At 71.7% G+C, this 25,457-nt stretch carries 19 protein-coding genes; 11 read left to right on the plus strand and 8 right to left on the minus strand.

The features are described 5' to 3' along the window. Window positions 1-10 precede the first annotated feature (10 nt). Window positions 11-6,157: an FG-GAP-like repeat-containing protein gene (locus tag DFH01_RS06995; protein WP_109869605.1), complete on the plus strand. Its 6,147-nt coding sequence runs from the start codon at window positions 11-13 to the stop codon at window positions 6,155-6,157. A gap of 41 nt (window positions 6,158-6,198) precedes the next feature. On the opposite strand, the gene DFH01_RS07000 is transcribed toward DFH01_RS06995, so the two are convergent. Both DFH01_RS07000 and DFH01_RS07005 read right to left on the minus strand, forming a co-directional pair. Next, window positions 6,199-6,504, minus strand: a complete 306-nt coding sequence (locus DFH01_RS07000; RefSeq protein ID WP_109869606.1) for a P-II family nitrogen regulator — start codon at window positions 6,502-6,504, stop codon at window positions 6,199-6,201. Between the two features lie 13 nt (window positions 6,505-6,517). Continuing rightward, entirely contained in the window at window positions 6,518-7,480 is a 963-nt protein-coding gene (locus DFH01_RS07005; protein WP_233255994.1) for a sodium-dependent bicarbonate transport family permease, read from the minus strand. Window positions 7,481-7,650: 170 nt separating this feature from the next. On the opposite strand from DFH01_RS07005, the gene DFH01_RS07010 reads away from it, so the two are divergent. After that, complete coding sequence (locus DFH01_RS07010; RefSeq protein ID WP_109869607.1) at window positions 7,651-9,108, plus strand: amidase; 1,458 nt, start codon at window positions 7,651-7,653, stop codon at window positions 9,106-9,108. Window positions 9,109-9,115: 7 nt separating this feature from the next. Here the strand turns inward: DFH01_RS07010 and ltnD are convergent, their stop codons facing one another. Further along, window positions 9,116-10,018 carry an L-threonate dehydrogenase gene (gene ltnD, locus DFH01_RS07015; protein ID WP_109869608.1) on the minus strand — a complete coding sequence of 301 codons (903 nt, stop codon included), beginning with the start codon at window positions 10,016-10,018 and terminating at the stop codon, window positions 9,116-9,118. A 217-nt stretch (window positions 10,019-10,235) separates the two neighbouring features. Here ltnD and DFH01_RS07020 point away from each other — a divergent pair, with 217 nt between their 5' ends. From DFH01_RS07020 to DFH01_RS07035, 4 genes are read left to right on the plus strand one after another with little or no spacing between them, the layout of a single operon-like run. Beyond that, window positions 10,236-11,267 (plus strand): 2,5-dihydroxypyridine 5,6-dioxygenase NicX family protein, encoded by a 1,032-nt coding sequence (locus tag DFH01_RS07020; protein WP_109869609.1) that lies wholly within the window; start codon window positions 10,236-10,238, stop codon window positions 11,265-11,267. Beyond that, window positions 11,264-11,968: an alpha/beta fold hydrolase gene (locus tag DFH01_RS07025; protein WP_158287643.1), complete on the plus strand. Its 705-nt coding sequence runs from the start codon at window positions 11,264-11,266 to the stop codon at window positions 11,966-11,968. Before DFH01_RS07020 ends, DFH01_RS07025 begins: the two co-directional genes overlap by 4 nt. Window positions 11,969-11,973: 5 nt before the next feature. Further along, window positions 11,974-13,212 (plus strand): acyl-CoA dehydrogenase family protein, encoded by a 1,239-nt coding sequence (locus DFH01_RS07030; RefSeq protein WP_199231144.1) that lies wholly within the window; start codon window positions 11,974-11,976, stop codon window positions 13,210-13,212. Beyond that, a complete protein-coding gene (locus DFH01_RS07035) occupies window positions 13,212-14,633 on the plus strand; it encodes an AMP-binding protein (protein WP_109869612.1) in 1,422 nt (473 codons plus the stop codon). The genes DFH01_RS07030 and DFH01_RS07035 overlap by 1 nt, the downstream gene beginning before the upstream one ends. Here DFH01_RS07035 and DFH01_RS07040 read toward each other — a convergent pair. Beyond that, a complete protein-coding gene (locus DFH01_RS07040; RefSeq protein ID WP_109869613.1) occupies window positions 14,617-15,522 on the minus strand; it encodes an aldose 1-epimerase family protein in 906 nt (301 codons plus the stop codon). The genes DFH01_RS07035 and DFH01_RS07040 overlap by 17 nt on opposite strands. Before the next feature lie 82 nt (window positions 15,523-15,604). On the opposite strand from DFH01_RS07040, the gene DFH01_RS07045 reads away from it, so the two are divergent. Beyond that, window positions 15,605-16,624: an alpha/beta fold hydrolase gene (locus DFH01_RS07045; protein ID WP_158287644.1), complete on the plus strand. Its 1,020-nt coding sequence runs from the start codon at window positions 15,605-15,607 to the stop codon at window positions 16,622-16,624. Here DFH01_RS07045 and DFH01_RS07050 read toward each other — a convergent pair. Continuing rightward, window positions 16,608-17,786, minus strand: a complete 1,179-nt coding sequence (locus tag DFH01_RS07050; protein ID WP_109869615.1) for an enolase C-terminal domain-like protein — start codon at window positions 17,784-17,786, stop codon at window positions 16,608-16,610. The genes DFH01_RS07045 and DFH01_RS07050 overlap by 17 nt on opposite strands. Before the next feature lie 78 nt (window positions 17,787-17,864). On the opposite strand from DFH01_RS07050, the gene DFH01_RS07055 reads away from it, so the two are divergent. Next, window positions 17,865-18,641 carry an enoyl-CoA hydratase/isomerase family protein gene (locus tag DFH01_RS07055; RefSeq protein ID WP_109869616.1) on the plus strand — a complete coding sequence of 259 codons (777 nt, stop codon included), beginning with the start codon at window positions 17,865-17,867 and terminating at the stop codon, window positions 18,639-18,641. Here DFH01_RS07055 and DFH01_RS07060 read toward each other — a convergent pair. From DFH01_RS07060 to DFH01_RS07070, 3 genes are read right to left on the minus strand one after another with little or no spacing between them, the layout of a single operon-like run. Then, window positions 18,638-19,612, minus strand: coding sequence for a hydroxyacid dehydrogenase (locus DFH01_RS07060; protein ID WP_109869617.1), 975 nt, complete (start codon window positions 19,610-19,612; stop codon window positions 18,638-18,640). The two genes, DFH01_RS07055 and DFH01_RS07060, sit on opposite strands and share 4 nt — an antisense overlap. A 10-nt stretch (window positions 19,613-19,622) precedes the next feature. After that, complete coding sequence (locus tag DFH01_RS07065; RefSeq protein ID WP_109869618.1) at window positions 19,623-20,207, minus strand: thiamine pyrophosphate-dependent enzyme; 585 nt, start codon at window positions 20,205-20,207, stop codon at window positions 19,623-19,625. 5 nt (window positions 20,208-20,212) lie between these two features. Continuing rightward, window positions 20,213-20,764, minus strand: coding sequence for a thiamine pyrophosphate-binding protein (locus DFH01_RS07070; protein WP_109869619.1), 552 nt, complete (start codon window positions 20,762-20,764; stop codon window positions 20,213-20,215). Window positions 20,765-20,847: 83 nt separating this feature from the next. On the opposite strand from DFH01_RS07070, the gene DFH01_RS07075 reads away from it, so the two are divergent. The 3 genes from DFH01_RS07075 (at window position 20,848) to mbhE (ending at window position 25,455) form a co-directional block, all read left to right on the plus strand. Further along, window positions 20,848-22,209, plus strand: a complete 1,362-nt coding sequence (locus tag DFH01_RS07075) for an ethanolamine ammonia-lyase subunit EutB (RefSeq protein WP_109869620.1) — start codon at window positions 20,848-20,850, stop codon at window positions 22,207-22,209. After that, a complete protein-coding gene (gene eutC / locus DFH01_RS07080) occupies window positions 22,206-22,985 on the plus strand; it encodes an ethanolamine ammonia-lyase subunit EutC (RefSeq protein ID WP_109869621.1) in 780 nt (259 codons plus the stop codon). Before DFH01_RS07075 ends, eutC begins: the two co-directional genes overlap by 4 nt. A gap of 154 nt (window positions 22,986-23,139) precedes the next feature. Next, on the plus strand, window positions 23,140-25,455 hold the full coding sequence (gene mbhE / locus DFH01_RS07085) for a hydrogen gas-evolving membrane-bound hydrogenase subunit E (RefSeq protein ID WP_109869622.1): 2,316 nt from the start codon (window positions 23,140-23,142) through the stop codon (window positions 25,453-25,455). The last annotated feature ends 2 nt before the right edge of the window (window positions 25,456-25,457 follow it).

Consider the following 25,457-nt stretch of genomic DNA (forward strand, 5'->3'; position numbering starts at 1 on the left):
GGATTCGAGCATGCCGCTACCCGTCACCAAGGTGTTCCTCGTCGGTGCGACGGCTGGCAGCGGCGGCTATGTGCTGACGCCGGAGGAGACCGGCGACATGGCCTATGTCGCCACGGGCTTCCCCTCGGCTTCCTGGGTCACGACAATCGGCGACATCGACGGCGACGGCATTGCCGAGATCGTGGCCGGCGTGCCCGGCAACGGCGACCAGGAGATCGGCGGCGGGCGCGTCTATATCGAGATGGGCGGCGCCGCCGGCGGCTCCTCCTTCAAGCTCGGCGACAACCTCACCTCCATCCGCCTGGACGGCGCCTTCCCGGACGACCACGTCGGCAGCGCCGTCGCCGCGACCGGCGACATGAACGGCAACGGCCTGCAGGAACTGCTGGTCGGTGCGCCGGAGGCGGACCGCAACGGCGAGACCGATTCCGGCGTCGCGTATCTCTTCTTCACGCCAACCGCACCGGGCAGCACCGACCTCAAGGACCTCGACGACGCCGGTTCGAATGAAGGCTTCGCCATGTTCGGCGAGGCCGGCGGCGACATGGCGGGCTACGCCGTGGCGGGCATCGCCGACCTCAATGGCGACGGCCGTGCCGACCTCGTGGTCGGCGCGCCGGGCAGCGACGCGGGCGGCACGGATGGCGGCGCGGCCTACGTGGTCTGGGGCAAGGCGACCCGGGCGGGGGTGGAACTCGCCAATGTCGCGGCGGGCACGGGCGGCTACCGCATCACGGGCGTGGCGGGCGAGGCGGCTGGCTCGGCGCTGGCGACGCTCGGCGACCTGAACGGCGACGGCAAGGCGGAGATCCTGGTCGGGGCGCCGGGCGCCGATGGCGGCGCCGGTGCGGCCTATGTCGTGTTCGGGAAGGGCACGACGGCCGAGGTGGACCTCGCGGATGTCGCCGCCGGCACCGGCGGCTTCCGCATCACGGGCGCGAACCCCGGCGAGGCGGCCGGGATGCGCCTCGCCGCGCTCGGCGATGTCAACGGCGACGGGCTTGCCGACATGCTGCTCGGCAGCACCGGGCTGGCCTATGTCGTGTTCGGCAAGGCGGACACGGCGGAGGTCTCGCTGGCGGACGTGGCCAATGGCCTGGGCGGCTTCGCGATCCTTCCCGAGTCCTGGGGCGACCTGGACGACATCGCGGTGGCCGGCGGCGGCGACCTGAACCGCGACGGCGTCAACGACATCGTCATCGGCGCCTCCCACAACGGGGAGGGCGGGTTCGACGCTGGCGCGGTCTATGTCGTGTGGGGCGGCGGCAGCGGCACGGTGGATCTCGCCATGATCGCCGAGGGTGCGGGCGGGGCGAAGGTGGTCGGCAGCGCCGGCAGCTACACCGGCAGCAGCGTCGCGGTGGCACCCGACCTCGATGGCGATGGCGCGGCGGACCTGGTCATCGGCTCGCCCGGCGCCGCGCTGGAGCAGGTGAGCATCCTCTACGCGCCCGACAGCTGGCAGCCCGACGACAACGTCTACGGCACCAATGGCGACGACCTGCTCGGCGCGGGCAGCGGGAGCCGGCACCTGGTCGGCGAGGGCGATGACAGCATCTACGCCTTCGCAGGCGCGGATTCGATCAGCGCGGGCGGCGGCCACGACCTTCTCGACGGCGGCGCCGATGCCGACACGATGCGCGGCGGCGCGGGCGACGACGTGTATGTCGTGGACGTTGCCGAGGACGTGGTGCTGGAAGAGGCGGGCGGCGGCGCAGACACGGTGGATGCCACCGTCAGCTATATCCTGGGTGACGGGGTGGAGGCGCTGCGGCTGACCGTGGCGGGCCTGGCCGGCACGGGCAATGCCGGCGACAACCTGCTGTTCGGCAGCACCGGCGACGACACGCTGGAAGGCGCCGAGGGTGCCGACACGCTCGCGGGCGACGCCGGCAACGACAGCCTGGATGGCGGCGCCGGCGCGGACAGCATGGCGGGCGGCACGGGCAACGATGCCTATGCCGTGGACGACGCCGGCGACGTGATCGAGGAAGCGCCGGGCGCCGGCGCCGACACCATGGTGGCGAGCATCGAGACCGCCTTGGGCACGAATCTCGAGGTGCTGGTGCTGGCAGGCGCCGCGCATGCGGGCAGTGGCAACGACGGCGCCAACACGCTGGTCGGCGGCGCTGGCGACGACAGCCTCAGCGGCCTCGGCGGCGGCGACAGCCTGGTCGGCGATGGCGGCGATGACCGGCTGGACGGCGGCACCGGCGCGGACAGCATGGCCGGCGGCGCCGGCAACGACCTCTACATCGTGGACAACCTGCTCGACCGCGCGATCGAGGCGGCGGGCGGCGGCGCGGACACGGTGGTCTCCGCAGTGGACTTCACGCTCGGCACGGAGGTCGAGGCGTTGGTGCTGACCGAGCCCGGCCACAAGGGCATGGGCAACGCGCTCGGCAACGCGATCACCGGCACCTCGGGCGCGGACACGCTCGATGGCGCGGGCGGCGCCGACACCCTCGCGGGCGGCGCGGGCGACGACGTCTATGTCGTGGACAGCGGCGCCGACGCGATCGTCGAGGACGCGGCGGGCGGGCATGACCTGGTGCGCAGCGCCGTCACCTACGTGCTGGGCGCCGAGCTCGAGGACCTGGTGCTCACCACTCCCGGAGTTTCCGGCACCGGCAATGCCGGCAACAACGCCCTCACCGGCACGGCTGGCGGCGACACGCTGGACGGGGCGGGCGGCGACGACACGATGACGGGCGGCGGCGGCAACGACGCCTACCGCGTGGACGGCGCCGGCGACATGATCGTGGAAGCGGCGGGCGGCGGCGCCGACACCGTCTTCGCCTCCTTCGACACGACCCTGGCCGCCGATGTCGAGGTGCTGGCGCTGGAAGGCGAGGCGCATCACGCGACCGGCAACGAGGGCGACAACCGGCTGATCGGCGGCGTGGGCGAGGATTCGCTCGAAGCGCTCGGCGGCGCCGACACGCTGGATGGCGGCGCGGGCGCGGACACCATGGCCGGCGGCCTTGGCGACGACACCTATGTCATCTCCGATCCCGGCGATGTCGTGCTGGAACTGCCGGGCGAGGGCTTCGACACCGTCGTGGTCTCGACCGACTGGGTGCTCGCGGACGGCATCGAAGGCGTGCAGCTGGTGGGCAGCGGCCATGTGCTGACCGGCAATGCCGGCGCCAACACGCTGAGCGGCAACAGCGGCGACGACACGCTGGATGGCGCATCGGGCGACGACATCCTGCTCGGCGGCGACGGCAACGACGTGCTGGTCGGCGACGATGGCCTCGACACGCTCTCGGGCGGCAGCGGCGACGACCGGTTCGAGCTGCATGGCAGCGCCGCGCATGTCGAGGACTTCCTCGGCGAGGACACGATCGACGCCTCGGACGCGCTCGGCGACAGCTATATCGACCTCTCCGGCGACACGCAGACCGAGATCGAGGACCAGCTCTGCGACTTCGGCCAGGGCGGCAGCACCGCGGGACCGCTCGACCTGCAGTTCCTGCAGGACCTGACCGGTTCCTTCGGCGATGACATCGCCATGGTGCGCTCGCTGGTGCCGCAGATCGTCCTGGCGTTGCAGACGGTGCAGCCGAACAGCACCTACGGCGTCTCCTCCTTCCGCGACAAGGCCTTCGGCGGCTTCGGCAATGTCGGCGACTGGGTCTACCGGCAGGAGACGGCGCTCGCGAACGACACCGCCGCGCTGCTCGCCAGCTACACGGCGATGGCCGCGGGCGGCGGCGCGGACGGTTCGGAAGCGCAGATCGAGGCGCTGATGCAGCTTGCGCTGCATGTCACCGATGTCGGCTTCCGCACCAACTCCGCGCGCTTCGTGGTGCTGTTCACGGATGCTTCCTACCACGCCGCGGGCGACGGCCTCGCGGCCGGCATCCCGCTGCCCAACAACGGCGACGGCGTGCTCGACGGGACGCCCCCCGGCACCGGCGAGGACTATCCCGCCATCGCCCAGGTCAAGGCGGCGCTGGAAGCGGCCAACATCATCCCGATCTTCGCGGTCGCCGGCGGCTTCGTCGGCGACTACCAGAACCTCGTCACCCAGCTCGGCCGCGGCGCCGCCGTGACGCTCTCGGCCGACAGCTCCAACGTGGTGAGCGCCATCACCACGGGCCTCACCGCCGTGACCCAGACGCGCATCGAGGATGCCTGGGGCGGCGAGGGCGCCGACACGCTGAAGGGCAATTCCGCGGCGAACGAGCTGCGCGGCGCCGCCGGCAATGACAGCCTGGACGGCGGCGAGAATGACGACACGCTGATCGGCGGCGACGGCGCTGACACCATGGCGGGCGGCGGCGGCATCGACATGGCCTGCTTCGACCTCGACTGGAAGGAGTACGAGATCGGCCGCGACAGCGTCTCCGGCGCGTGGAGCCTCACCCATGCCGGGCTGACGGCCGTCGTGACGTCCGACGTGGAGACCCTGCGCTTCGGCGCCGGCCCTGCCGCGCTGGTCGTGGACCTCGTCGCCGCCGCCGATGCCGTGGCCTCCGCGGCGCCCGTCATCGCCACCGTGACCGAAGCGGGCACGGACGAGGATGCCGACCCGGCGACACTGCAACTGGCCGAAAACCTGCCGGCCGGCACGGTGGTCGCGCTGCTGGTCGCCACCGATGCGAACCTCCCGATGGGCGACGCGCTGTCGGCCGCGCTGGTGCTGGGCGACGGCACGCCGGACCTCGCCTCGCCCTTCGAGCTTGTCGCCGTCGCCGGAGGCTGGGAGCTGCGCAGCACCGCGCCGCTGGACTTCGAGACCTCGCCGGGCTTCACGCTGCGCCTCGCCGTAACCGATCTGGCCGGGCATGTGGCGACGCAGGATGTCACCGTGGGTGTCCTCGACGTGGAGGAAGGCATCTTCGGCACGGCGGACGCCGACAGCCTCGCCGGCACCGCGCTCGACGACCTGATGCGCGGCCTCGGCGGCGGCGACACCCTTGTCGGCCAGGCTGGTGCGGACACGCTGGATGGCGGCACCGGTGCGGACAGGATGGCCGGCGGCGCGGGCAACGACGAATACCGCGTGGACGACATTGCGGACCGCGTCCTGGAGACGCGCACCGGCGGCGCCGACACGGTCTGTTCCGCCCTGAGCTGGACGCTGGGCGCGCACCAGGAAGACCTCGTCCTGACCGGCGACGCCGCGATCGACGGCACCGGCAACGATCTGGCGAATGTCATCACCGGCAACGACGCCGCGAATGTGCTGACGGGCGCCGGGCGTGCGGACACGATGGCGGGCGGCGGCGGCGACGACCTCTACCTGGTGGACGCGACCGACTTGCTGGTCGAGCAGCCGGGCGGCGGACACGACACGGTGGTGGCGAACGCAACCTTCGCACTCGCCGACAACATCGAGGATCTGCGCTTCAACGGCAGCGCCAATGTGCGCGGCGACGGGAACGCCGAGAACAACTCGATCCGCGGCAATGTCGGGAACAACCGCCTCGTCGGCTATGACGGCGACGACACGCTCTTCGGCAGCCTCGGGAACGACACGCTGCAGGGGGGCGAGGGCGCGGACAGCCTGGTCGGCAGCGAAGGCGTGGATCGCCTCGATGGCGGCAATGGCGACGACACCTATGTCATCGCGGATGCCGACCTGGTGGTCGAGCTGCCGAATGCCGGCATCGACACAGTGCTGAGCGCGATCAGCTACGTCCTGCCGGGCGCGGTGGAGAACCTGTCGCTGCTCGGTACCCACGATCTCTCCGGCATCGGCAACGCGCTGGCGAATGTGCTGAACGGCAACAGCGGCGCCAACCTGCTGCGCGGCCTGGGCGAGGCCGATCGTGTCTCGGGCGGTGGCGGCGCGGACACGATGGATGGCGGGCTCGGTGCGGATACGCTGACGGGCGGCGGCGGCTTCGACCGGTTCCTGTGGCAGGATCCGGGGGAGGGGGCGGATATCGTGACGGATTTCCGCAGCGGCGAGGACCATGTCGCCTTCCGTACTGGCGGCTTCGGCGGGCTTGCGGTCGGCGCCCTGGATCCCGCGCATTTCGCGAAGGATGCACCGGGCGCGGCGCTGCCGCAGTTCGTCTATGAAGAGACGACCGGCACGCTGACCTGGGATGCGGACGGCACGGACGTGGGTGAGGCGTTCACCATCGCCGTCTTCGCGAACCTGCCCATCCTCGGCGCCGCGGATATCCAGCTGATCGCGTGACGGCGCAGGGCGCGCCGCCGCCCGCCCGCTGGCGGGCCGGATCAGAAATGCTCGCCGCGCAGCACGCTACAATCGGAGATCGCGACGATGGCCGGCCGCGCGCCGAGCAACTCGTCCCGCGCTTCCGCCACGCGCTGCGCCACCGCTTCGGAGGCGATGCACAGGATCAGCACGTTGTCGAAGACGCCGCCCGGGTCGCCGCCGCGGCGGAGCCCCTGACGGCCCTTGCCCGACAACACCGGCTGGATGGTCCAGCCCGGCGCGCCGAGCCGGTCCAGCAGGTCCGTCACCGCCTCCGCCTGGACGGCCTCGACGACGATCTCGATGCGCTTGCGTGCGTGCAGCATGCCGGTGCGGATCCTATCCCACGGCCAGGCCCGCCACCCAGAGGTAGAGCGGGATGCCGAGCACGATGTTGAAGGGGAAGGTGATTGCGACGGAAAGCGTAACATAGACGCCCGCATCGGCCTCCGGCAGCGCCAGCCGCATCGCCGCGGGCACCGCAATGTAGGAGGCCGAGGCCGCAAGCGTCATCATCAGCGCCACCCCGCCCAGGCTGAGACCCGCGAAAAGCCCCGCCCCCAGCCCCGCGGCCGCGCCGATCAGCGGCATCACCAGGCCGAAGACGACGAGCCGCGCGCTCAGCCGACCCGGCGCGGCCCGCAGCTGCCGCGCGGCCAGCAGCCCCATCTCCAGCAGGAAGAGGCAGAGCGCGCCTGGGAACAGCCCCTCCACGAAGGGCGCGAGCTGCGCCTTCTGCCCCGCGCCGCCGATCCAGCCGATCAGGAAGGAGCCGAGCAGCAGCACGACCGAGCCGTTCAGCAGCACCTCCCGCGCGAGGTGGCGCTTGCCGCGCACCGCGCCCTGCCGCCCGCGCCGCGCGAGCAGCAGCGCCGTCAGGATCGCCGGCGTCTCCATCGCCGCGAGCACCGCCGGCATGAAGCCCTCGGAGGCGATGCCGGCCGTCGTCAGCGTGCCGGCGGCCGCCGCATAGGTGACGACCGAAACCGAGCCGTAATGCCCCGCCACCGCCGCCGCCGTCACGCGGTCGAGCCGCACCGGCCCGCGCAGCAGCGCATAGGCGGGCAGCGGCAGCAGGAAGGAGAGGGCGATGCCCAGCGCCAGCGCGCCGAACAGCCCCTCCGACGCGCCAGGCGCGGCCAGCGCCATGCCGCCCTTCAGCCCGATCGCGAGCATGAGATAGAGCGACAGCGCCTTCGCCACCGCGTCCGGCACGGCGAGATCCGATCGCGCCAGCCCCGCCGCGAGGCCGAGGCCGAAGAACATCACCGGCAGGGGGATCAGCAGCGAGAGGGAGGACAATCTGGTTTCCTTGGCGCCCCGCTTGCCATGCGCGGCGCGCGCTCAAGGCCTCATTGCGCCGCCGGCGTCAAGCGCCGGCCGGTGCGGCGCCGACGGGCATTGGCACGGCGCCCGTCTGCTTCGATGCTGCGGGCCGAACGTCCATCAGCACAGCGAGCAGGCCACTGCCCATGTCCATCGACCTCATCCGCCTGACCGCAACCCAGGCCGTGCAACTGCTCCGCCGCGGCGAGGTCTCGCCGCTCGACCTGATCGAGGCCGCCGCCGCCCGCATTGCGGACGTGGAGCCGGCGGTGAACGCACTGCCGACGCTCTGCCTCGATCGCGCGCGGGCGCATGCCGCGCGCCTGATGCGGGGCGAGGGGCGGGAGCTGGAAGGCGCGCCGGGCTGGCTCGGCGGCCTGCCCGTGACGATCAAGGACCTGACCGACGTGGCGGGCGTGCGCACCACCTATGGCTCGCCGATCTTCGCGGACCATGTGCCGACGGAGTCGCACCCAGTCGTGAAGCGGATCGAGGCGCGCGGCGGCATCGTGATCGCCAAGTCCAACACGCCGGAATTCGGCGCCGGCGGCTCGACCTTCAACGAGGTGTTCGGGCGCACGCGCAATCCCTGGAACACCGCGCTGACCTGCGCGGGCAGCACCGGCGGCGGCGCCGTTTCGGTCGCGACCGGGGAGGCGTGGCTGGCGCAGGGCACCGACCATGCCGGCAGCCTGCGGCGGCCCGGCACCTATTGCTCCGTGGTCGGGCTGCGGCCCACGCCTGGCCGGGTGACGCGCGGCACGCCGAACAACCTGTTCTCGCCGCTGACCGTACAGGGGCCGATGGCGCGCACCGTGGCGGATGTCGCGCTGTTCCTCGACACCATGGCCGGCTGGTGCCCGCTCGATCCGCTGACCTGCGACGCGCCGGCCATGCCCTATGCCCAGGCGGTGACGGAAGCCGAACGCCACCGGCCGCGCCGCATCGCGTACACGCCCGATTTCAACGGCAAGCTGGCGGTGGACCGCGAGACGCGCGCGATCTGCGCGCGCGCCGTCCGCCGCTTCGAGGAGCTGGGCTGCATCGTGGAGGAGGCGGCGCCCGATCTGGGTGACTTGGTCGAGGCCTTCCTGGTTCTGCGCAGCCAGGCCTTCGTGGTGGATCGCGAGTTGCAACTGCAGGCGATGCGCGACCGGCTCAAGCCCGACATCATCTGGAACACCGAGCTCGGCCTGTCCGCTACGCCCAGCCGGCTCGCCTGGGCCGACCGCGAGCGCGCGGCCTTCTACCGGCGGATGGCGGCGTTGTTCTCGCAGTACGACGTGCTGATCACGCCCGGCGCGCCGACGCCCGCCTTCGACGTGATGCTGCGCAATCCCCCCAGCATCGCGGGCGTGAAGCTGGAGCACTACATGGCCGGCTCGATGCTCAACGCCGCGATCACCATGGCCGGCTGCCCGGCGGTGGCGGTGCCATGCGGCTTCGACCAGTACGGGCGCCCCATCGGCCTGCAGATCGCCGCGCCACCCCATCGCGAGGAGGTGGCGCTGCGCGCCGCGGCGCTGTTCGAGGGCCTTTCGGGCCTGGACCGCCTGCTGCCGGTGGACCCGCGCCCGGGTGAGGTGCCGCCGCCCGAAGCGTAACGGGCGCTCAGCCTTTCGGCTTGTCCCCCGGCAGCGGAATGCCGGTCAGCGCCTGCCAGACGCGGATCACGAAGCCGTCGTCGGCGCGGCCATGGCCCATGGCGCTGGCCGCAGTGAAGAGTTGCTGCGCCTGGCTGGCCAGCGGCACCGGATGGTTCAGGCCGCGCGCCATCTCCGCCACCAGGCCGAGATCCTTGACGAAGATGTCCACCGCGCTGCGCGGCGCGTCATCGCCTTCCAGCACGCGGGCCATGCGGTTCTCGAACATCCAGGAATTGCCGGCGGCGCTGGTCACCACGTCGTAGAGCTGCCGCGGATCGGCGCCAGCGCGGATGCCGAGCGCCATCGCCTCCGCCGCCACCGCGATATGCACGCCGGCGAGAAGCTGGTGCACCACCTTCACCGTTGCGCCGATGCCTGGCGTATCGCCCAGCCGCCAGACCTTGGACGCGACGGCATCCAGCACCGGCTGCGCACGCTCGAAGGCGGCAGCGCTGCCGGATGCCATCACGGTCATTTCGCCGCTCGCCGCCTTGGCAGCGCCGCCGGAGACGGGCGCATCCAGATACAGCAGGCCGCGCGCTTCCGCCGCCGCAGCCAGGCGCCGCGCATCGTCGGGCGACATGGTGGCGGAGGAGATCACGACGCCGCCCGGCGCCATGCGCCCCGCGCAGCCGGCCTCGCCGAACAGCGCGGCCTCGGTCTGCGCGGCATTGACCACCAGCAGCAGCACCGCCTCGGTGCCCTGCGGGATCTCCGCCGGGCTGGCGCAGGCGGCACCGCCGGCGGCGACAAAGTCGGCGCGCGCGGAGTCCCGCAGGTCGCAGCCGGTGGTGGCGAGCCCCGCGCGCAGGCAGGACTTCGCCGCGCCCATTCCCATGGCCCCAAGGCCGATCACCGCAACATTCATGCGCCCTGCTCCTCCGACCGCGGCAGACTCGCCCCCGCGGCCGGTCAGCGCAAGACGAGCACGCCGATCTGCACGACGGCGGCGACGACCATCAAGACCAGGACGATGCGGCTGAGCGTGGAGATGGGCGGCATGGCTCGCCAGATGGTGCGCCCGGGGCGGTGCCGGAAGGGCCCGGCCCGCGCTATGCTGGCCCCGACGGGGCAGGAGGGCCGGCTTGCGCGACGACCGGATCGAGCCGCAATGGCTGGACGCCTTCGAAACCGTGCTGCGCCTGTGCAGGGCCGCGCCCAACGAGCCGGTCTGCGTTCTGGCGGAAAGCCAGTCCCGCGCGCTGAACCAGGACCTTGCGGAACTCGCCGCGCGTCGCCTGGGCTGCCGGCCCTTCCGCGTGGTGGTGCCGACGCCGCCGGCGGCCGCGATGCCGATGCGCTCCACCGGCGCTTCGCGCGCCTTGCAGGGCCATCCCGGCGCGCTGGCGGCGCTGAAGGCCTCGCCGCTGATCCTCGATCTCACGCTGGAAGGGCTGCTGCACGCGCCGGAGCTGAAGGAAATCCTGGCGGCCGGCAGCCGCGTGCTGATGGTCAGCGACGAGCATCCCGAGGTGCTGGAACGGCTGGTCCCGCGCGCGGAGGACCAGCCGATGGTCAAGGCGGCGCTGGCGAAGCTGCGCGCGGCGAAGCGCATGCGCGTGACCAGCGCAGCGGGCACCGACCTCGATGTGGTGCTGGAGGGTGCGCCGAGCGCCGGCGTCTGGGGCTGGACGGACCGGCCCGGCACCGTCGCGCATTGGCCCGGCGGTGTGGTCGTCGCCTTCCCGCGCGCCGGCACGGTGAACGGCACCTTGGTGCTGTCGCCTGGCGACGCGAACCTCACCTTCAAGCGCTACGTCGAAAGCCCCGTGCGCCTGATCCTGCGCGACGATCACATCGTTTCCGTGGAAGGGGAGGGCGCGGATGCGCGGCTGATGCGCGCGCATCTCGCCGCATGGGGCGAGCGCAGCGCCTATGCCGTCAGCCATGTCGGCTGGGGCCTCAATGCCCGCGCGCGGCGGGAGGCGCTGCTGTTCCACGACAAGCGCGACGTGAACGGCACGGAGCTGCGCGCCGCGGCGGGGAACTTCCTGTTCTCCACCGGCGCCAACGAATTCGCCGGGCGCTACACGGAAGGCCATTTCGACATCCCCGTCTTCGGCTGCACCATCGCGCTGGACGGCGAGGACGTGGTTCGCGAAGGAGAGGTGCTGTGACGGTCGTTCTGCTGCATGGGATCGGCGGGCCTTCCTGGGGCGACCTGCTGCCGGATGCGATGCATTGGCCGATGCCCGGCTTCTGCGGCACGCCCGCCCTGCCGGAGATGACCTTCGCGGCCCTGGCCGATGCGCTGATGGACTCGCTCGACGTCAACATCGTCCGCCAGGCGGTTCTGGTCGGGCATTCGATGGGCGGGATGCTCGCGCAGGAAGTCTATGCGCGCTTCCCGCATCGCGTGTCGAAGATGGTTCTCTACGCGACGACGCCGGCCTTTGGCGGGCGAGATCCCGCCTTCGCGGAAGCCTTCCTCAAGGCGCGGCTCGGCCCGCTGGAAGGCGGGCGCACGATGGCGGAGGCGGCGCCCGAGATGCTCGCCGGCATGTTCGAGCCCGGCGCCGATCCCGACGCGATGCCGCGCGCGATTGCCGCGACCGCCGCCGTGCCGGCGGAGGTCTATCGCGACACGCTGCGCTGCCTGACCACCTTCGACCGCCGCGCCGACCTGCCGAACATCGCCGTGCCGACGCTGCTGATCGCCGGCGAGCGCGACCAGGCGGCGCCGCTCAAGACGATGCAGCGCATGGCGGAGACCATCCCCGGATCGCGCCTGGTGGTGATCCCGGGCGCCGGCCACATGGTGCATCTGGAACGCCCCGCCGAGTTCCGCGCGGCGCTGCTGCCCTTCCTGGCGGAATGACGCGGATGGACGCCCCGATCTTCGATCCCGCCGCCTTTCGCCTCACGGCCGAGGAAGCGGCGCTGACTGCCAAGGCGCGGGAATTCGGTGCGCGCGTGCTGGCGCCGCGCGCCGCGCGCTGGGACCGCGAGGCGTCCTTCCCCACCGACAACTACCGCGACATGCATCGCGAAGGGCTGCTCGGCATCTGCATCCCCGCCGATGAGGGTGGGCTCGGCGCCGGGTTCCGCGCCTATTGCCTGACGGCGGCCGAGCTCGGCCGCTATTGCGGCGCGACGGCGCTGACCTGGAACATGCATGTGTGCAGTACGCTGTGGACCGGCGCGCTGACCGAGGATCTGGAGATGGAGGCGGACACGCGCGCGGTGCATCGCCGCCGCCGCCGCATCCACTACGACCGCATCCTGCGCGACGGCGCGGTGTATTCGCAGCCCTTCTCCGAAGGCGGCGCGGCGGCGGCGGGCGCGGCGGCCTTCGGCACCACGGCGCGGCGCGTGGATGGCGGCTTCCTCGTCAACGGCAAGAAGATCTTTGCAAGTCTTGCCGGCCATGCCGAATACTACGGCATCCTCTGCACCGAGCAGCATGACGAGCAAAAACTCTCGCGGCGGGACACGCTGTATCTCGGCGTGCCGGCAACCGCGCCCGGCGTGACGGTGGAGGGCGAGTGGGACCCGCTCGGCATGCGTGGAACCGTCTCGCGCAACCTGCTGTTCAAGGATGTCTTCGTGCCGGAGGACGCGGCGCTGATGCCGGCGGGCCTCTACTTCCAGGCCGCGTCGCGCTGGCCGCACATGTTCCTGACGCTCTCGCCGACCTACATGGGCCTGGCGCAGGCCGCCTATGATTTCTGCGTGCGCTATCTGCGCGGGGAGCAGCCAGGGACGCCGCCGGTGAAGCGGCGCATGTATCCGACCAAGCAGATCGCGGTGGCGCAGATGCGCGTGATGCTGGAAGCCACCAAGGCGCTGTGGTTCCAGGTGATCACCGAGGCCGGCCCTGATCCGACGAAGGAGCAGATGCTGCGCGCGCTGGCCGCGCAGCACACGGTAATGGAGAACGCCAACGCGATCGCGACGCTCGCCATCCGCACCTGCGGCGGGCAGTCCATGCTGAAGTCACTGCCGCTGGAGCGCATCTACCGGGACAGCCGCTGCGGCGCGCTGATGCTGCCCTGGACCGCCGAGCTCTGCCTGGACCGCATCGGGCGGGAAGCCCTGTACGAGAAGGGCGAGACGGACTGATGCTGTGGCGCTGGCCCGAACGCCACGCGGACCACGCGCCGGATCGCGTCGCGCTGCGCTTCGAAGGCCAGGCGATCACCTGGCGGGATTTCTCGTGCGCGGTGGAGGACGCCGCGGCCGCGCTCTCCGCGCGGGGTGTCGGGCATGGCGACCGTGTCGGCTTCCTCGGCCACAACCATCCGGCGCAGCTGTTCCTGCTCTTTGCCTGCGCGCGGCTGGGCGCTATCCAGGTGCCGCTGAACTGGCGTCTCGCGGCGCCGGAATGGCATTTCATCCTGGCCGATTCCGGCACGCGGCTGCTCTGCGCCGCGCCGGAGATGTTGCGCTCCGCGCAGGAAGCGGCGCCCGAAGGCTGCGCGGTGGCGGATGCGACGGCGCTCGGCAGCGGTGAGCCGGCGACACCCATCGGCTGCGACGACGATCCCCTGCTGCTGGTCTACACCTCCGGCACCACGGGCAGGCCGAAGGGCGCGCTGCTGGACCAGCGGGCGCTGCTGTTCAACGCTCTGAACGCGCGGCATGGCTTCGACCTCACTTCGGCCGACCGCGTGCTGACGGTGCTGCCGCTGTTCCATGTCGGCGGGCTGAACATCCAGACCACGCCGGCGCTCTATGCGGGCGCGCAGGTAACTTTGCTTCCGCGCTTCGATCCAGGCGCCTTCTTCGATGCGGTCGAGCAGCAGCGGCCGACGCTCTCGCTCGTGGTGCCCGCGGTGATGCAGGCGCTGGTGGCGCATGCGCGCTGGGCGTCCGCGGATCTCTCCTCGCTGCGCGCGGTGGGCGCCGGATCCTCCGACGTGCCGATCCCGCTGATCGAGGCGTTCCACGCGAAGGGCGTGCCGGTGCAGCAGGTCTATGGCGCGACGGAAACCTGCCCCATTGCCATCCTGCAGACGCGTGCGGAGGCGCTGGCCACGCCCGGCTCCATCGGCCGCCCCGCCATGCATGCCGAGTGCCGCCTGGCGTCGAGCGGCGAGATCGAGGTGCGCGGCCCGGCCGTGCTGCGCGGCTACTGGAAGCGCGACGATGCGCTGCGCGACGGCTGGTTCGCCACCGGCGACATCGGGCGCGTGGACGAGCACGGCCGCTGGTGGTTCACCGACCGCCTCAAGCACGTGATCATTTCGGGTGGCGAGAACATCTATCCCGCCGAGGTGGAGCGCATGCTGGCCTCCGCGCCCGGCGTGGCGGAATGCGCCGTGGTCGGCCGCCCCGATCCGAAGTGGGGCGAGGTGCCCGTCGCCGTCGTCGTGCCGGCGGCCGAGAACTTTGATGCCGCGAGCGTGCTCGCGCATTTCGAAGGGCGCATCGCGCGCTTCAAGCATCCGCGCGCGGTCGTCACGCTGCCGGCGTTGCCGCGCACCGCGCTGGGCAAGGTGGCGGTCGCGGAACTGCGCGCGATGGTTAGCCGAGCAGGCTGATCCGGTGCTGGAAGCTGGCGCTCGCGCCGGGCTCCAGCACCTGGACCGCGGGCTTGCGGCGAAAGTCGGTCGGCTGCCCGGTGAAATCGGCGTGCCCCGCCCAGGGCTCGATGCACAGGAACTCGGCGCCCGGCTTCATCCAGATGCCGAGCTGTTCGAAGCCCTGCCACGCCACCTCCAGCCCCGGTGCGCCGGGGGCGGTGAAGCGCACATGCCGGCTGGCCGGCGCCAGCAGCACCAGCGCGCCGGTCTCGAACAACGCATCGTCCAGCGGCAGCGTGCGGCCATGCGCCGGAAAGGGCTGCGGCGTGGGATCGAGCAGGCCAAGGCTGCCGGGCCGATACACCGGCCCGCTCTCCTCCTGCTCGAACTCCAGGCGATGCGCGGTTTTCGGGCCCGCGCCCGGCAGCGGCCAGCAAAAGGCCGGATGCGCGCCGACGCAGAAGGGCAGGGGCGCCTCGCCTGGATTGATCACGGTGTAGCCGATGGCGAGGCTCGCCTCATGCACGGCGTAGGAAACTTCGAGCCGGAAGGGGAAGGGATAGGCGGCATGCGTGGCCGGGTTGTCACGCAGCCGAAAGCGACAGGCGGCCGGGTCGCACTCGACAAGCTCGAAAGGCAGGTCGCGGGCGAAACCGTGCTGCCCGATCGGGTGACGCGCTTCGCCCAGCCTCAGCACGTCGTCATGCAGCCGGCCGACGATGGGGAACAGGATCGGCGCGTGGCGCGGCCACGCCTCGCCGGCCTGCCACAGGAATTCCCGGCCTGCGGCATCGCGCAGGCTGCACAGCTCGGCCCCAAGCGGCTTCACCCGGGCAATCAATGCGCCGATGCCGATCTCGACGATCCCGTCTTGACCTTCCCGCGCGGCCTGTATCTCTCGTGCCATGGCTCGCCTCGCTCTTCCGTGGAGATTGCCTAGCCTGCGCCTTGCCCCCCGCCAAGGCGCGGCGTTCCTGCTTGCCCTTCTGTTGGCGGCCGGCTGCTCCCCCGTCGTGCTGCCGGCAGGGCCGGCCACCACCGCGCCCGGCCTGCGGGAGGACGCGATCATCGCCACCGACGGCGCCGCGCTGCCGCTGCGCCGCTTCGCGCCGGAAGGGCCGCCGCGTGCCGTGCTGCTGGCGCTGCACGGCTTCAACGACCATTCCGGCAACTTCCTCACCGACAGCATCGCGGCGCTGAACGCCGCCGGGCTGCTGGTCTATGCCTATGACCAGCGCGGCTTCGGGCGGGCACCGAACCGCGGCTACTGGGCCGGCGCCGAGACGCTGGCCGCGGACGCCGCCGATGCCGCGCGGCTGCTGCGCCGTCGCCATCCGGGCCTGCCGCTCTACATGCTCGGCGAGAGCATGGGCGCCTCTGTCGCCATCCTCGCGGGCGCTGGCGCGGTGCCGCCGCCGGTGGATGGCTATGTGCTGCTGACGCCGGCGATCTGGTCGCGGGAGGCGATGAATCCCTTCATGCGCGGCGGGTTGTGGCTGGTCTCCCGCACCATCCCCGCGGTGCCCTTCCAGGGCGGCGTCGGCGGCGTGGTGGCGAGCGACAATCCTGCCGCGCTGCGCCGCCTCGGCCGGGATCCGCTCGTCATCCGCAACACGCGCGTGGATTCCGCGGTTGGCCTCGTGGACCTGATGGACGCCGCCGTGGCCGCGTTGCCGATGTGCTGCCGCACCGCCAACGGGCAGCGCGTGCCGGCCCTGATGCTGATCGGCGCGCAGGACAGCGTCGTGCCACCTTTCGCCAGCCGTTCGGCGCTCGGCCGATTGCCGCCGGAGGCGCGGCCGCGCCTCGTCGTCTATGCCGGCGGATACCACCTGCTGCTGGCTGGCCGGGAGCGGGCGACCGTGGTGGACGACATCCTCGCCTTCCTCGCCGCCCCGGACGGGCCGCTCCCCTCGGGCGCCGACGAGAATGCCGCGCCCTGGATGGCGGCGCAGCCGCTGCCGGTCCCGGCGCGCCCAGCGGGCGACGGCTTCAGTCCAGACTCCTGAGCACGGCGTAGAGGTCGTTCTTCGCCTCGAAGCCGATGCCCGGCACCTCGGGCATCGCCACGCGGCTGTCGCGCACCGGCACGTCGTCCGCGAAGCCGCCGAACGGAGCAAAAACCTCCGGGTAGCTTTCGTTGCCGCCGAGGCCGAGCCCGACCGCGATGTTCAGCGCGAACTGGTGCCCGCCATGCGGCACGCAGCGCCGCGGCGACCACCCATGCTCCACCAGCATCTGCAGCGTGCGCAGGTATTCGACCAGGCCGTAGGACAGCGCGGGGTCGAACTGCAGGATATCGCGGTCCGGCCGCAGCCCGCCATGCCGGATCAGGTTGCGCGCATCCAGCATGGAGAACAGGTTTTCTCCTGTTGCGATCGGCGGCCCGTAATGCTCGGCGAGCGTCGCATGGGTGCTGTAGTCCAGCGGGTCCAGCGGCTCCTCGTACCAGCGCAGGTTGAAGGGGCGCAGCGCCGCGGCGTAGGTCAGCGCGGCGTGCAGGCCGAAGCGGCCATTCACGTCCACGCAGAGCTTCGATCCGTCGCCGCCGAGCAGCTTCAGCACCGCTTCAATCCGCGCGAGGTCTTCGGTGAGCGCCTCCTTCAGGCCGGTGCCGGGCGCGCCGCCGATCTTCATCTTCACGGTGGAATAACCCATGCCGAGGTAGCGCTTCATCTCCTCGACCAGCTGGTCCACGCCCTTGCCGGGATAGTAGTAGCCGCCGGCGGCGTAGACCCACGCCGCGTCGTCCGCCTTTCCGCCATTGTAGCGATCCGCGAGCAGACGCCAGAGCGGCACCCCCTCCAGCTTTGCGGCCGCATCCCACAGCGCCATGTCCAGCACGCCGACGGCGACGCTGCGCTCGCCATGGCCGCCGGGCTTTTCGTTCTTCATCATCGCGGCCCAGGCCCCGGCCGGATCGAGACGGCCCTGCGCATCGGTCACCTGGGCCTCCGTCGCCTCCGTCAGGCGGGGCACGAAGCGTTCCGCCAGCAGGCCGGGCTGCGCATAGCGGCCGTTGGAATTGAAGCCGTAGCCCGTCGCGCGCTTCCCGTTGCCTTCGACCGTCACCGCGACGATCGAGGCCGTCATCTTGGAGAAATCGATATAGGCGTTGGCGATGGCGCTGCTGATCGGGGCGACGCCCTGCTTCACGCTGACGATGCGCATGCGGTCCTGTCCTGGCTTTCCGCCCCCCTTGTCGCCCCGCCCCCGCCGGCCGCACAAGAGGTCGCCGAGGAGACACCGATGAGCGACATCCTGCACGAGACGCGCGGCCCCGTGGCCTGGACCACGCTGAACCGCCCCCAGGCCCGCAACGCCATGACCTTCGCCATGTACGAAGGCCTGTTCGAGCAGGCGAAGGCGGTGGCGGAGAACCCGGCCATCCGTGCCTGGGTCATCACCGGCGCCGGCGGCAAGGCCTTCGCGGCGGGCACGGACATCAGCCAGTTCAAGGAATTCCGCACCGGCCAGGACGCGCTGGACTACGAGGCTCGGATCGACCGCGTCCTGTCGGCCATCGAGGATTGCCCGAAGCCCGTGATCGCAGCCATTGCCGGCGCCTGCACCGGCGGCGGGCTCGGCATCGCAGGCGTCTGCGACCTGCGCATAGCCGCGGCCAATGCGCGCTTCGGCCTGCCCATCGCGCGCACCCTCGGCAATTGCCTGTCCATGGCGAACTACGCGCGCTTCGCCGCGCTGATCGGCCCCGCGCGCGTGAAGGAGCTGGTCTTCACCGCCCGGCTCGTGGAAGCCGACGAAGCGCTGAAGGCCGGCCTTGTCTCCGAACTGCTGGAGACGCCGGAAGCGCTGGAGGCGCGCGCGATGGAACTCGCCACCCACATCGCCGGCCTCGCGCCGCGCACGCTGACGGCGACGAAATTCGCGCTGAAGCGCCTGCGGCAGGCGGCCGGCACGATCCATGGCGACGACCTGGTGACCATGTGCTTCGGCAGCCAGGATTTCCAGGAAGGCGTGAAGGCCTTCCTGGAGAAGCGCGCGCCCAACTGGACCGGGAACTAGGCGTTCCGGCCCAGCACCTCGCTGTTGACCACCACGTCGGGATCGAGGGTTCCGGCGAAGAAGCCCAGCACCGCTGCGGCGCTTTCCAGCGCCATGCGCCGCAGCCCTTCCTGCGTGCTGGCCGCGACATGCGGCGTCAGGACCAGGTTGGGCGCGGAGAGCAGGGCGATCGGCGTCTCCACCGGCTCCTCCTCGAACACGTCGAGGCCGGCGGCGGAAAGATGTCCCTCGGTGAGCGCCGCGGCGAGCGCCGCCTCCTCTACCAGCGTGCCGCGCGCGGTGTTCACCAGCACCGCGCCGCGCTTCATGCCGCGCAGGAAAGTCGCATCCACCATGCCGCGGGTTTCCGCGTTCGAAGGACAATGCAGCGTGACGATGTCCGCCTCCTTTACCGCGGCGGCGAGGTCCTCCACCGGCGCGTAGCCAGCGCCGCGGATGGTGCCCTTCGGCATGTAGGGATCGCGCACCAGCACGCGCATGCCGAAGGCCTGGCAGAGCCGCGCGACGCGCGTGCCGATGCGGCCGAAGCCGAAGACCAACACGGTCTTCCCTGCCAGCTCGAAGCTCGGCAGGTTCGCCTGCCCGCCCCAGACGAAGCCGCGCACATTCGCGTCGTAGCCGCGCAGCTTGCGCATGCTGGCCAGCATCAGCATCAGCGCGTGCTCCGCCACGCTGACGGCGTTCGCTTCCGGCGTGATGGTCAGCGGGATCTTTCGGCGCGTCAGCGCGGGCACGTCGATGATGTCGTAGCCGACGCCGTGGCGGGCCAGGATCTGCAGGCGGGAGCAATGCGCGAGGAAGGCCTCGTCCACGCGGATGGTGCGCAGGATCAGCGCATCCGCGTCCGGCAGGCGTGCCGCCAGCCCGGCAGGGCTGCGATCGGCCAGCGTCTCCAGCGTGAAGCCCGGCGTCGCGCGGATCACCGCCTCCGCATCCGGGTGGATGGGGTGGGAGCAGATCACATGCGGCATGCGTCCGCCTTCAGAGCTGGTGATGCGCGGCAGGCCCGAGCACGGCCTCGCGGAAGCGCGCAGTGAGATAGGCGCCCTCGCGCGGCGGCAGCACCAGCGGATGGTTACCTGGCGCCACCTTGACGTTGGCAAACAGTGGCGCCGTCGTCGCATGGATCGCCTGGCGCAGCGGCCCGAGCTCCTGCGCGCCATGCACCACGCGGGAATCCGCGATGCCGGCGCCGCGCGCGATGGCGGCGAGGTCCACGCCGTGGCGTGTCGCTGTCTCCTGCCCGCCGGTCTCGCTGTAATGCTCGTTGTCGAGCACCACGACGGAAAGATTGGCCGGCTTCTTCACCGCGATGGTGCAAAGCGCGCCGAGGCCCATCAGCATCTCGCCATCGCCGGTGATCACCAGCACGCGGCGCTGCGGCTGCGCCAGCGCGAGGCCGAGGCCGAGCACCGCCGCCCCGCCCATGCCGCCCCAGAGCGGAAAGTTGTTCGGGCAATCGCCCGCTGCCGTGATGTCCCAGGCCGAGGCGCCGAGCCCCGCCACCACCAGCAGGTCGCCGCGATCCTCCAGCAGCGCCCGCACCACGTCGCGTCGGTCTAGCATCGCCCTCAATCCTTGCCGAAGGTCTTGGCGCCGATCAGCCGCTGCCCGAGCAGCGCCGCGGTCGGGCGATAGGTGTTGAAGGCGAGCCTGATCACCGCATCCACCACCGCCGGCACGTCCTGCGGCACGTCGGCGCGGCGCACCAGCGTGCCCATCGCCTCCAGCGTCGGCTGCACGGCGTTGCCCATCGGGATCTGCGCCGGGTTGAACTCCCCGAAGTCGCCGCGCATCGTCACGATCATCGGCAGCGGCGCACGATGCAGCACCGGCAGCGAGAGCATGTTGATGCAGTTGCCGACGCCGGAGGACTGCATCAGCAGCACGCCCTTCGCGCCGCCGAGCCAGGAGCCGACGAGCATCGCCACGCCCTCCTCCTCGGTGGTGAGGGTCACGACCGTCATGGCGGGGTCGGCCAGGCAGCGGCGGATCAGGCGCGCATGGCCGGCATCCGGCACCAGGGCCACATGCGTGATCCCGTGGGCCTTGAGGATATCGAAGATGCGGTCCGGCCAATCGGCCGCCGCATCGGGGCGCATTTCCAGCGCGTCGCGGTCCATCCCGGTCCTCCCGAAGCGGGCGCATCCTTGGGCGGGGTCATGCGGGCTGGCAAGACGGGGCGGCCGGTGGCATCTGTGGCGGCATGGGCTTCGCGCACACCGTGGGCGGCACCCGCCACGTCTTCCCCGACCTCCGCACCCTGCTGGCGCGGGCCACTCCCTCGCGCTCGGGCGACGTGCTGGCCGGGGTCGCGGCGGAGAGCGCGGCGGAGCGCGTGGCGGCGCAGCGCGCCCTGGCCGACCTGCCGCTGCGCCATTTTTTGGCCGAGGCGGTCGTTCCGTATGAGGCGGACGAGGTCACGCGGCTGATCCTGGACAGCCACGATCCGGCCGCCTTCGCGCCGGTGGCGCACCTGACCGTCGGCGGCTTCCGCGACTGGCTGCTGGGCGAGGCAGATAGCACCGCGCTGACCGCCCTGGCGCCCGGCCTGACGCCCGAGATGGTCGCCGCCGCCAGCAAGATCTGCCGGCTGCAGGACCTGGTCGCCATCGCCGCCAAGTGCCGGGTCACTACGCGCTTCCGCAACACCATCGGCCTGCCCGGAACGCTCTCGATCCGGTTGCAGCCGAACGATCCCGTGGACGACCCGAAGGGGGTGGCCGCGCAGATCCTGGACGGCCTGCTGTTGGGCGCGGGCGATGCGGTGATCGGCGTGAACCCCGCCACCGACAACGTGGACAATCTCTGCCGCCTGCTGGAGATGCTGGACGGCGTGCGCGCGCGGTTCGACATCCCGACGCAGACCTGCGTGCTCGCGCATGTCACGACCACGCTGCTGGCGATCGAGCGCGGCGCGCCGGTGGACCTGGTGTTCCAGTCCATTGGCGGCACGCAGAAGACCAACGAAAGCTTCGCCGTCTCGCTGGCGCTGCTGAAGGAAGCGCGGGAGGCGGCGCTGGCCTTGAGGCGCGGCACGCTCGGCGACGACCTGATGTATTTCGAGACCGGCCAGGGCAGCGCGCTCTCGGCGGAGGCGCATCACGGCTGCGACCAGCAGACCATCGAGGCGCGCGCCTATGCCGTGGCCCGCGCCTTCTCGCCGCTCCTGGTGAACAGCGTCGTCGGCTTCATCGGCCCGGAATACCTGTTCGACGGCAAGCAGATCACCCGCGCGGGGCTCGAGGACCATTTCTGCGGCAAGCTGCTCGGCCTGCCGATGGGAGTGGATGTTTGCTACACCAACCACGCCGAGGCCGACCAGGACGACATGGATGCGCTGCTGACGCTGCTCGGCGTCGCCGGTGTCACCTATGTGATGGGTGTGGCGGGCGCGGATGACGTGATGCTCGCCTACCAGTCCACCTCCTTCCATGACGGTCTCTATGCGCGGGCCGCGCTGGGAAAGCGCCCTGCACCGGAATTCGCCGCCTGGCTCGAGCGCATGGGCATCGCGGACCGCACGCTGGAGGCGCTGCCGGCGCCGATGACGGATTTGCTGCGATGAGCACGCCCGTGCTGTGGCGCGACCTGCGCCGCTACACCCCGGCGCGCGTCGCGCTCGGCCGCGCCGGGAATGCGCTGCCGACCGCGGCGCATCTCGATTTCCAGGAAGCGCATGCACGGGCGCGCGACGCGGTGTGGTCAGGCCTCGACGCGCCGGCGCTTGAAGGCGCGGTTGGCGCCTTGGGCGTTCCCGTGCGCCGCGTGGCGAGCGCGGCGCCCGACCGGCGCAGCTACCTGCTGCGACCCGATCTCGGGCGGCGCCTGGCGGATGGCGAAGCGGCGCGGCTGGCCGAAATCGCTGCGCCCGGCAGCATCGCGGTCGTGCTGGCCGACGGGCTCTGTGCCACCGGGGTGCAGGCGCATGCGCCGCCGCTGCTCGCCGCGCTGCTGCCGGGGCTGCGCGCGGCGGGCTGGCAGCTGGCGCCGGTCGTCATCGCGACCCAGGCCCGCGTGGCGCTTGGTGATGCCGTCGGCGAGGCGCTGCAGGCCGCCGCGGTCGCCGTGCTGATCGGCGAGCGGCCGGGCCTTTCGGCGACCGACAGCCTCGGCTGCTATCTCACCTGGGCGCCGCGCCGTGGCCGCACCGATGCCGAGCGAAACTGCATCAGCAACATCCGCCCCGAGGGCCTGCCGCCCGAGGCTGCCGCGCGCAAGCTGCTGTGGCTGCTCGATGCCGCGCGCCGGCTCGGCCAGACCGGCGTGGCGCTGAAGGACGAGGAACCGGCCGCCCCGCTCGTCGCGCCGCAGCCGCAGGATCGGATCGGCGGCACGCCGTAGCCGGCTGTTCAGGATGTTCGCGAACGCGAACATCGGGGCGTTCGCGCGTTCGCGCCGCTGAACGCGCACGGGCCGCTCCGGATTTCTAAGCAATTGATTTTACAGGCTTTGACGCGCCGCGCGGCCTGGCACGTCTCTTGAAAAGTGGGCAGCGATGAGCATCGCCCCGTCCCTCGCGCTCGGCCTTCCGCTCGGCCTCGGCCTGGCAGGCGCCATTGCGGCCACCATGATGAAGCGCGGCGTGGCGCAGGCCGGCGCCGCCGTCGCCGCGCTGGCCTTCCTGCTCTACCTGCTCGCCGCGCCGGGCGTGACCGAGACCACCGACCTGCGGTTCGGCTTCTGGTCCGTCCCCTCCCTCGGCGTGGTCGGCGGGCTGCGCCTGGACGGCCTTTCGTTGGTCTTCGTGCTGCTCATCACCGGCATCGGCGCGCTCGTTCTGCTCTATGCCAGCCGCTATTTGAAGGGCGATACGCGCCTGCCGCGCCTGGTCACGCTGCTGTTGATCTTCATGGTCGCGATGCTCGGCGCCGTCACGGCGGACGACGTCGTCACGCTCTTCGTCTTCTGGGAGCTGACGAGCCTCGCCTCCTTCTTCCTTGTGGCCTACGACCATGAGAAGCCCGGCGCGCGGAAGGCGGCTCTGCAGGCGCTGCTGGTCACCGGCGGCGGCGGGCTGGCGCTGCTCGCCGGCCTGATCCTGGTGGCGATGGCCGCCGGCACCACCAGCCTCTCCGGCATCATCGCGGCGCGGGAAGCGGTGCTGGCGCATCCCGCCGCCATCCCCGCGATGCTGCTGGTCGTGCTCGGCTGCTTCACCAAGTCGGCGCAGTTCCCCTTCCAGTTCTGGCTGCCGAACGCGATGGCGGCGCCCACGCCGGTCAGCGCCTATCTGCACTCCGCCACCATGGTGAAGCTCGGCATCTACCTGCTGGCGCGGCTCAATCCGGTCTATCAGCACGAGGCGTTCTGGCAGGAACTGCTGACCACGGCCGGCCTGCTCACCACCGCCGTGGGCGCGATCTACGCGCTGCGCGAGAGCGACCTGAAGCGCGTGCTGGCCTGGACCACCGTCACCGCGCTCGGCTCGCTCACCATGCTGATCGGCCTGGCGCCCGCGCTCTCGGCCACGGCTGCGGTCACTTTCCTGCTGGTGCATGCGCTCTACAAGGCGGCGCTGTTCCTGGTCGCCGGCATCGTGGACCACGAGACCGGCACGCGCGATGCCGCCGCGCTCGGCGGGCTGCGCCGCGCCATGCCGCTGACGGCGCTCGCGGCCGTGCTCGCCGCGCTCTCTATGGCGGGGCTGCCGCCCTTCGTCGGCTTCGTGGCGAAGGAGATCATCTACGAGGCGAAGCTCGCCACCGGCGGTGCGGCGGGGCTGTTCGCCAGCATCGGCTTCCTGGTCAACGCCGCGATGGTCGCCATCGCCGGGCTGCTTTCCTGGCGGCTCTTCTTCGGCCCGCTGCGCCCGACGCCGGCGACGCCGCATGATCCGCCGAAATCCATGCTGGCCGGCCCGATCCTGCTGGCCGGGCTCGGCCTGCTGGCCGGCGCAGCACCCTCCCTTGTCGGCGCGTGGCTGGTGGATGGCGCGGTCGCCGCGATGCTCGGCGCGCCGGCGGCGGTGCCGCTCAAACTGTGGCACGGCTTCACGCCCGTGCTGGCGCTGAGCGCGGCGACCATCGCGCTCGGCCTGCTGCTGCTGCTCGCCTGGGGGCGCCTGATGCCGCGGCTGCGCCGCGCATCTGCCTTCGACCGCTTCGACACCGCGCGCCTCTATGACCGCGCGCTGGCAGGGCTCGTCGCCTGGGCCGAGGGCACGACGCGGCTGGTGCAGCATGGCAGCCTGCGCGGCTACATGCAGGTGCTTCTGCTGGTTGCCGCGCTCGGCCCGCTGGCCGTGCTGGTCGCGCGCGGCGGGCTCGACCTGCCGGAGGCCGCGCCGCTTGATTTCCGCGCCCTGGCATTCCTGCCGATCGCGCTCGGCGCCATCGCGGCGGCGGTCGCCCGCGGCACCCTGGCCGCGGTGATGGCGACCGGCTTGGTCGGCTTCGGCACGGCGCTGGTCTTCCTGACGTTCGGCGCGCCGGACGTGGCGCTGACGCAGTTCACCGTGGAGGTGCTGCTGATCGTCATCCTCGCGACGGTGCTGATCCGCCTGCCGGTGCGTGCGCGCGATGTCCGCACGGGGCGCCAGCGCACCGTGGATGCCGCGGTGGCGGGCGCGCTCGGTCTCTCGGTCGCGCTGGTGCTGCTCGCCGTCCTGGCCGCGCCCTTCGATCCGCGCCTCGGCGAATGGTTCGGCGCGGAGAGCGTGCCCGGCGGCCACGGCCGCAACGTGGTGAACGTGATCCTGGTGGATTTCCGCGCGCTGGACACGCTCGGCGAGATCGCGGTGCTCGCCATCGCCGCCTTCTCGGTGATCGCGCTGCTGCGGGCTTCCGGCCGCGGCGCCCGGGTGGGGAGCTGAGT

The sequence above is a fragment of the Falsiroseomonas bella genome, from assembly GCF_003173615.1.
GTDB lineage: Bacteria > Pseudomonadota > Alphaproteobacteria > Acetobacterales > Acetobacteraceae > Falsiroseomonas > Falsiroseomonas bella.

What these genes read in the sequence shown, in the direction of transcription:
- DFH01_RS06995 (WP_109869605.1), top strand. Translation starts at nt 11, where the DNA reads ATGCCGCTACCCGTCACCAAGGTGTTCCTCGTCGGTGCGACGGCTGGC.
- DFH01_RS07000 (WP_109869606.1), bottom strand. Translation starts at nt 6,504, where the DNA reads ATGCTGCACGCACGCAAGCGCATCGAGATCGTCGTCGAGGCCGTCCAG.
- DFH01_RS07010 (WP_109869607.1), top strand. Translation starts at nt 7,651, where the DNA reads ATGTCCATCGACCTCATCCGCCTGACCGCAACCCAGGCCGTGCAACTG.
- ltnD (WP_109869608.1), bottom strand. Translation starts at nt 10,018, where the DNA reads ATGAATGTTGCGGTGATCGGCCTTGGGGCCATGGGAATGGGCGCGGCG.
- DFH01_RS07030 (WP_199231144.1), top strand. Translation starts at nt 11,974, where the DNA reads ATGGACGCCCCGATCTTCGATCCCGCCGCCTTTCGCCTCACGGCCGAG.
- DFH01_RS07035 (WP_109869612.1), top strand. Translation starts at nt 13,212, where the DNA reads ATGCTGTGGCGCTGGCCCGAACGCCACGCGGACCACGCGCCGGATCGC.
- DFH01_RS07040 (WP_109869613.1), bottom strand. Translation starts at nt 15,522, where the DNA reads ATGGCACGAGAGATACAGGCCGCGCGGGAAGGTCAAGACGGGATCGTC.
- DFH01_RS07050 (WP_109869615.1), bottom strand. Translation starts at nt 17,786, where the DNA reads ATGCGCATCGTCAGCGTGAAGCAGGGCGTCGCCCCGATCAGCAGCGCC.
- DFH01_RS07055 (WP_109869616.1), top strand. Translation starts at nt 17,865, where the DNA reads ATGAGCGACATCCTGCACGAGACGCGCGGCCCCGTGGCCTGGACCACG.
- DFH01_RS07060 (WP_109869617.1), bottom strand. Translation starts at nt 19,612, where the DNA reads ATGCCGCATGTGATCTGCTCCCACCCCATCCACCCGGATGCGGAGGCG.
- DFH01_RS07065 (WP_109869618.1), bottom strand. Translation starts at nt 20,207, where the DNA reads ATGCTAGACCGACGCGACGTGGTGCGGGCGCTGCTGGAGGATCGCGGC.
- DFH01_RS07070 (WP_109869619.1), bottom strand. Translation starts at nt 20,764, where the DNA reads ATGGACCGCGACGCGCTGGAAATGCGCCCCGATGCGGCGGCCGATTGG.
- DFH01_RS07075 (WP_109869620.1), top strand. Translation starts at nt 20,848, where the DNA reads ATGGGCTTCGCGCACACCGTGGGCGGCACCCGCCACGTCTTCCCCGAC.
- eutC (WP_109869621.1), top strand. Translation starts at nt 22,206, where the DNA reads ATGAGCACGCCCGTGCTGTGGCGCGACCTGCGCCGCTACACCCCGGCG.
- mbhE (WP_109869622.1), top strand. Translation starts at nt 23,140, where the DNA reads ATGAGCATCGCCCCGTCCCTCGCGCTCGGCCTTCCGCTCGGCCTCGGC.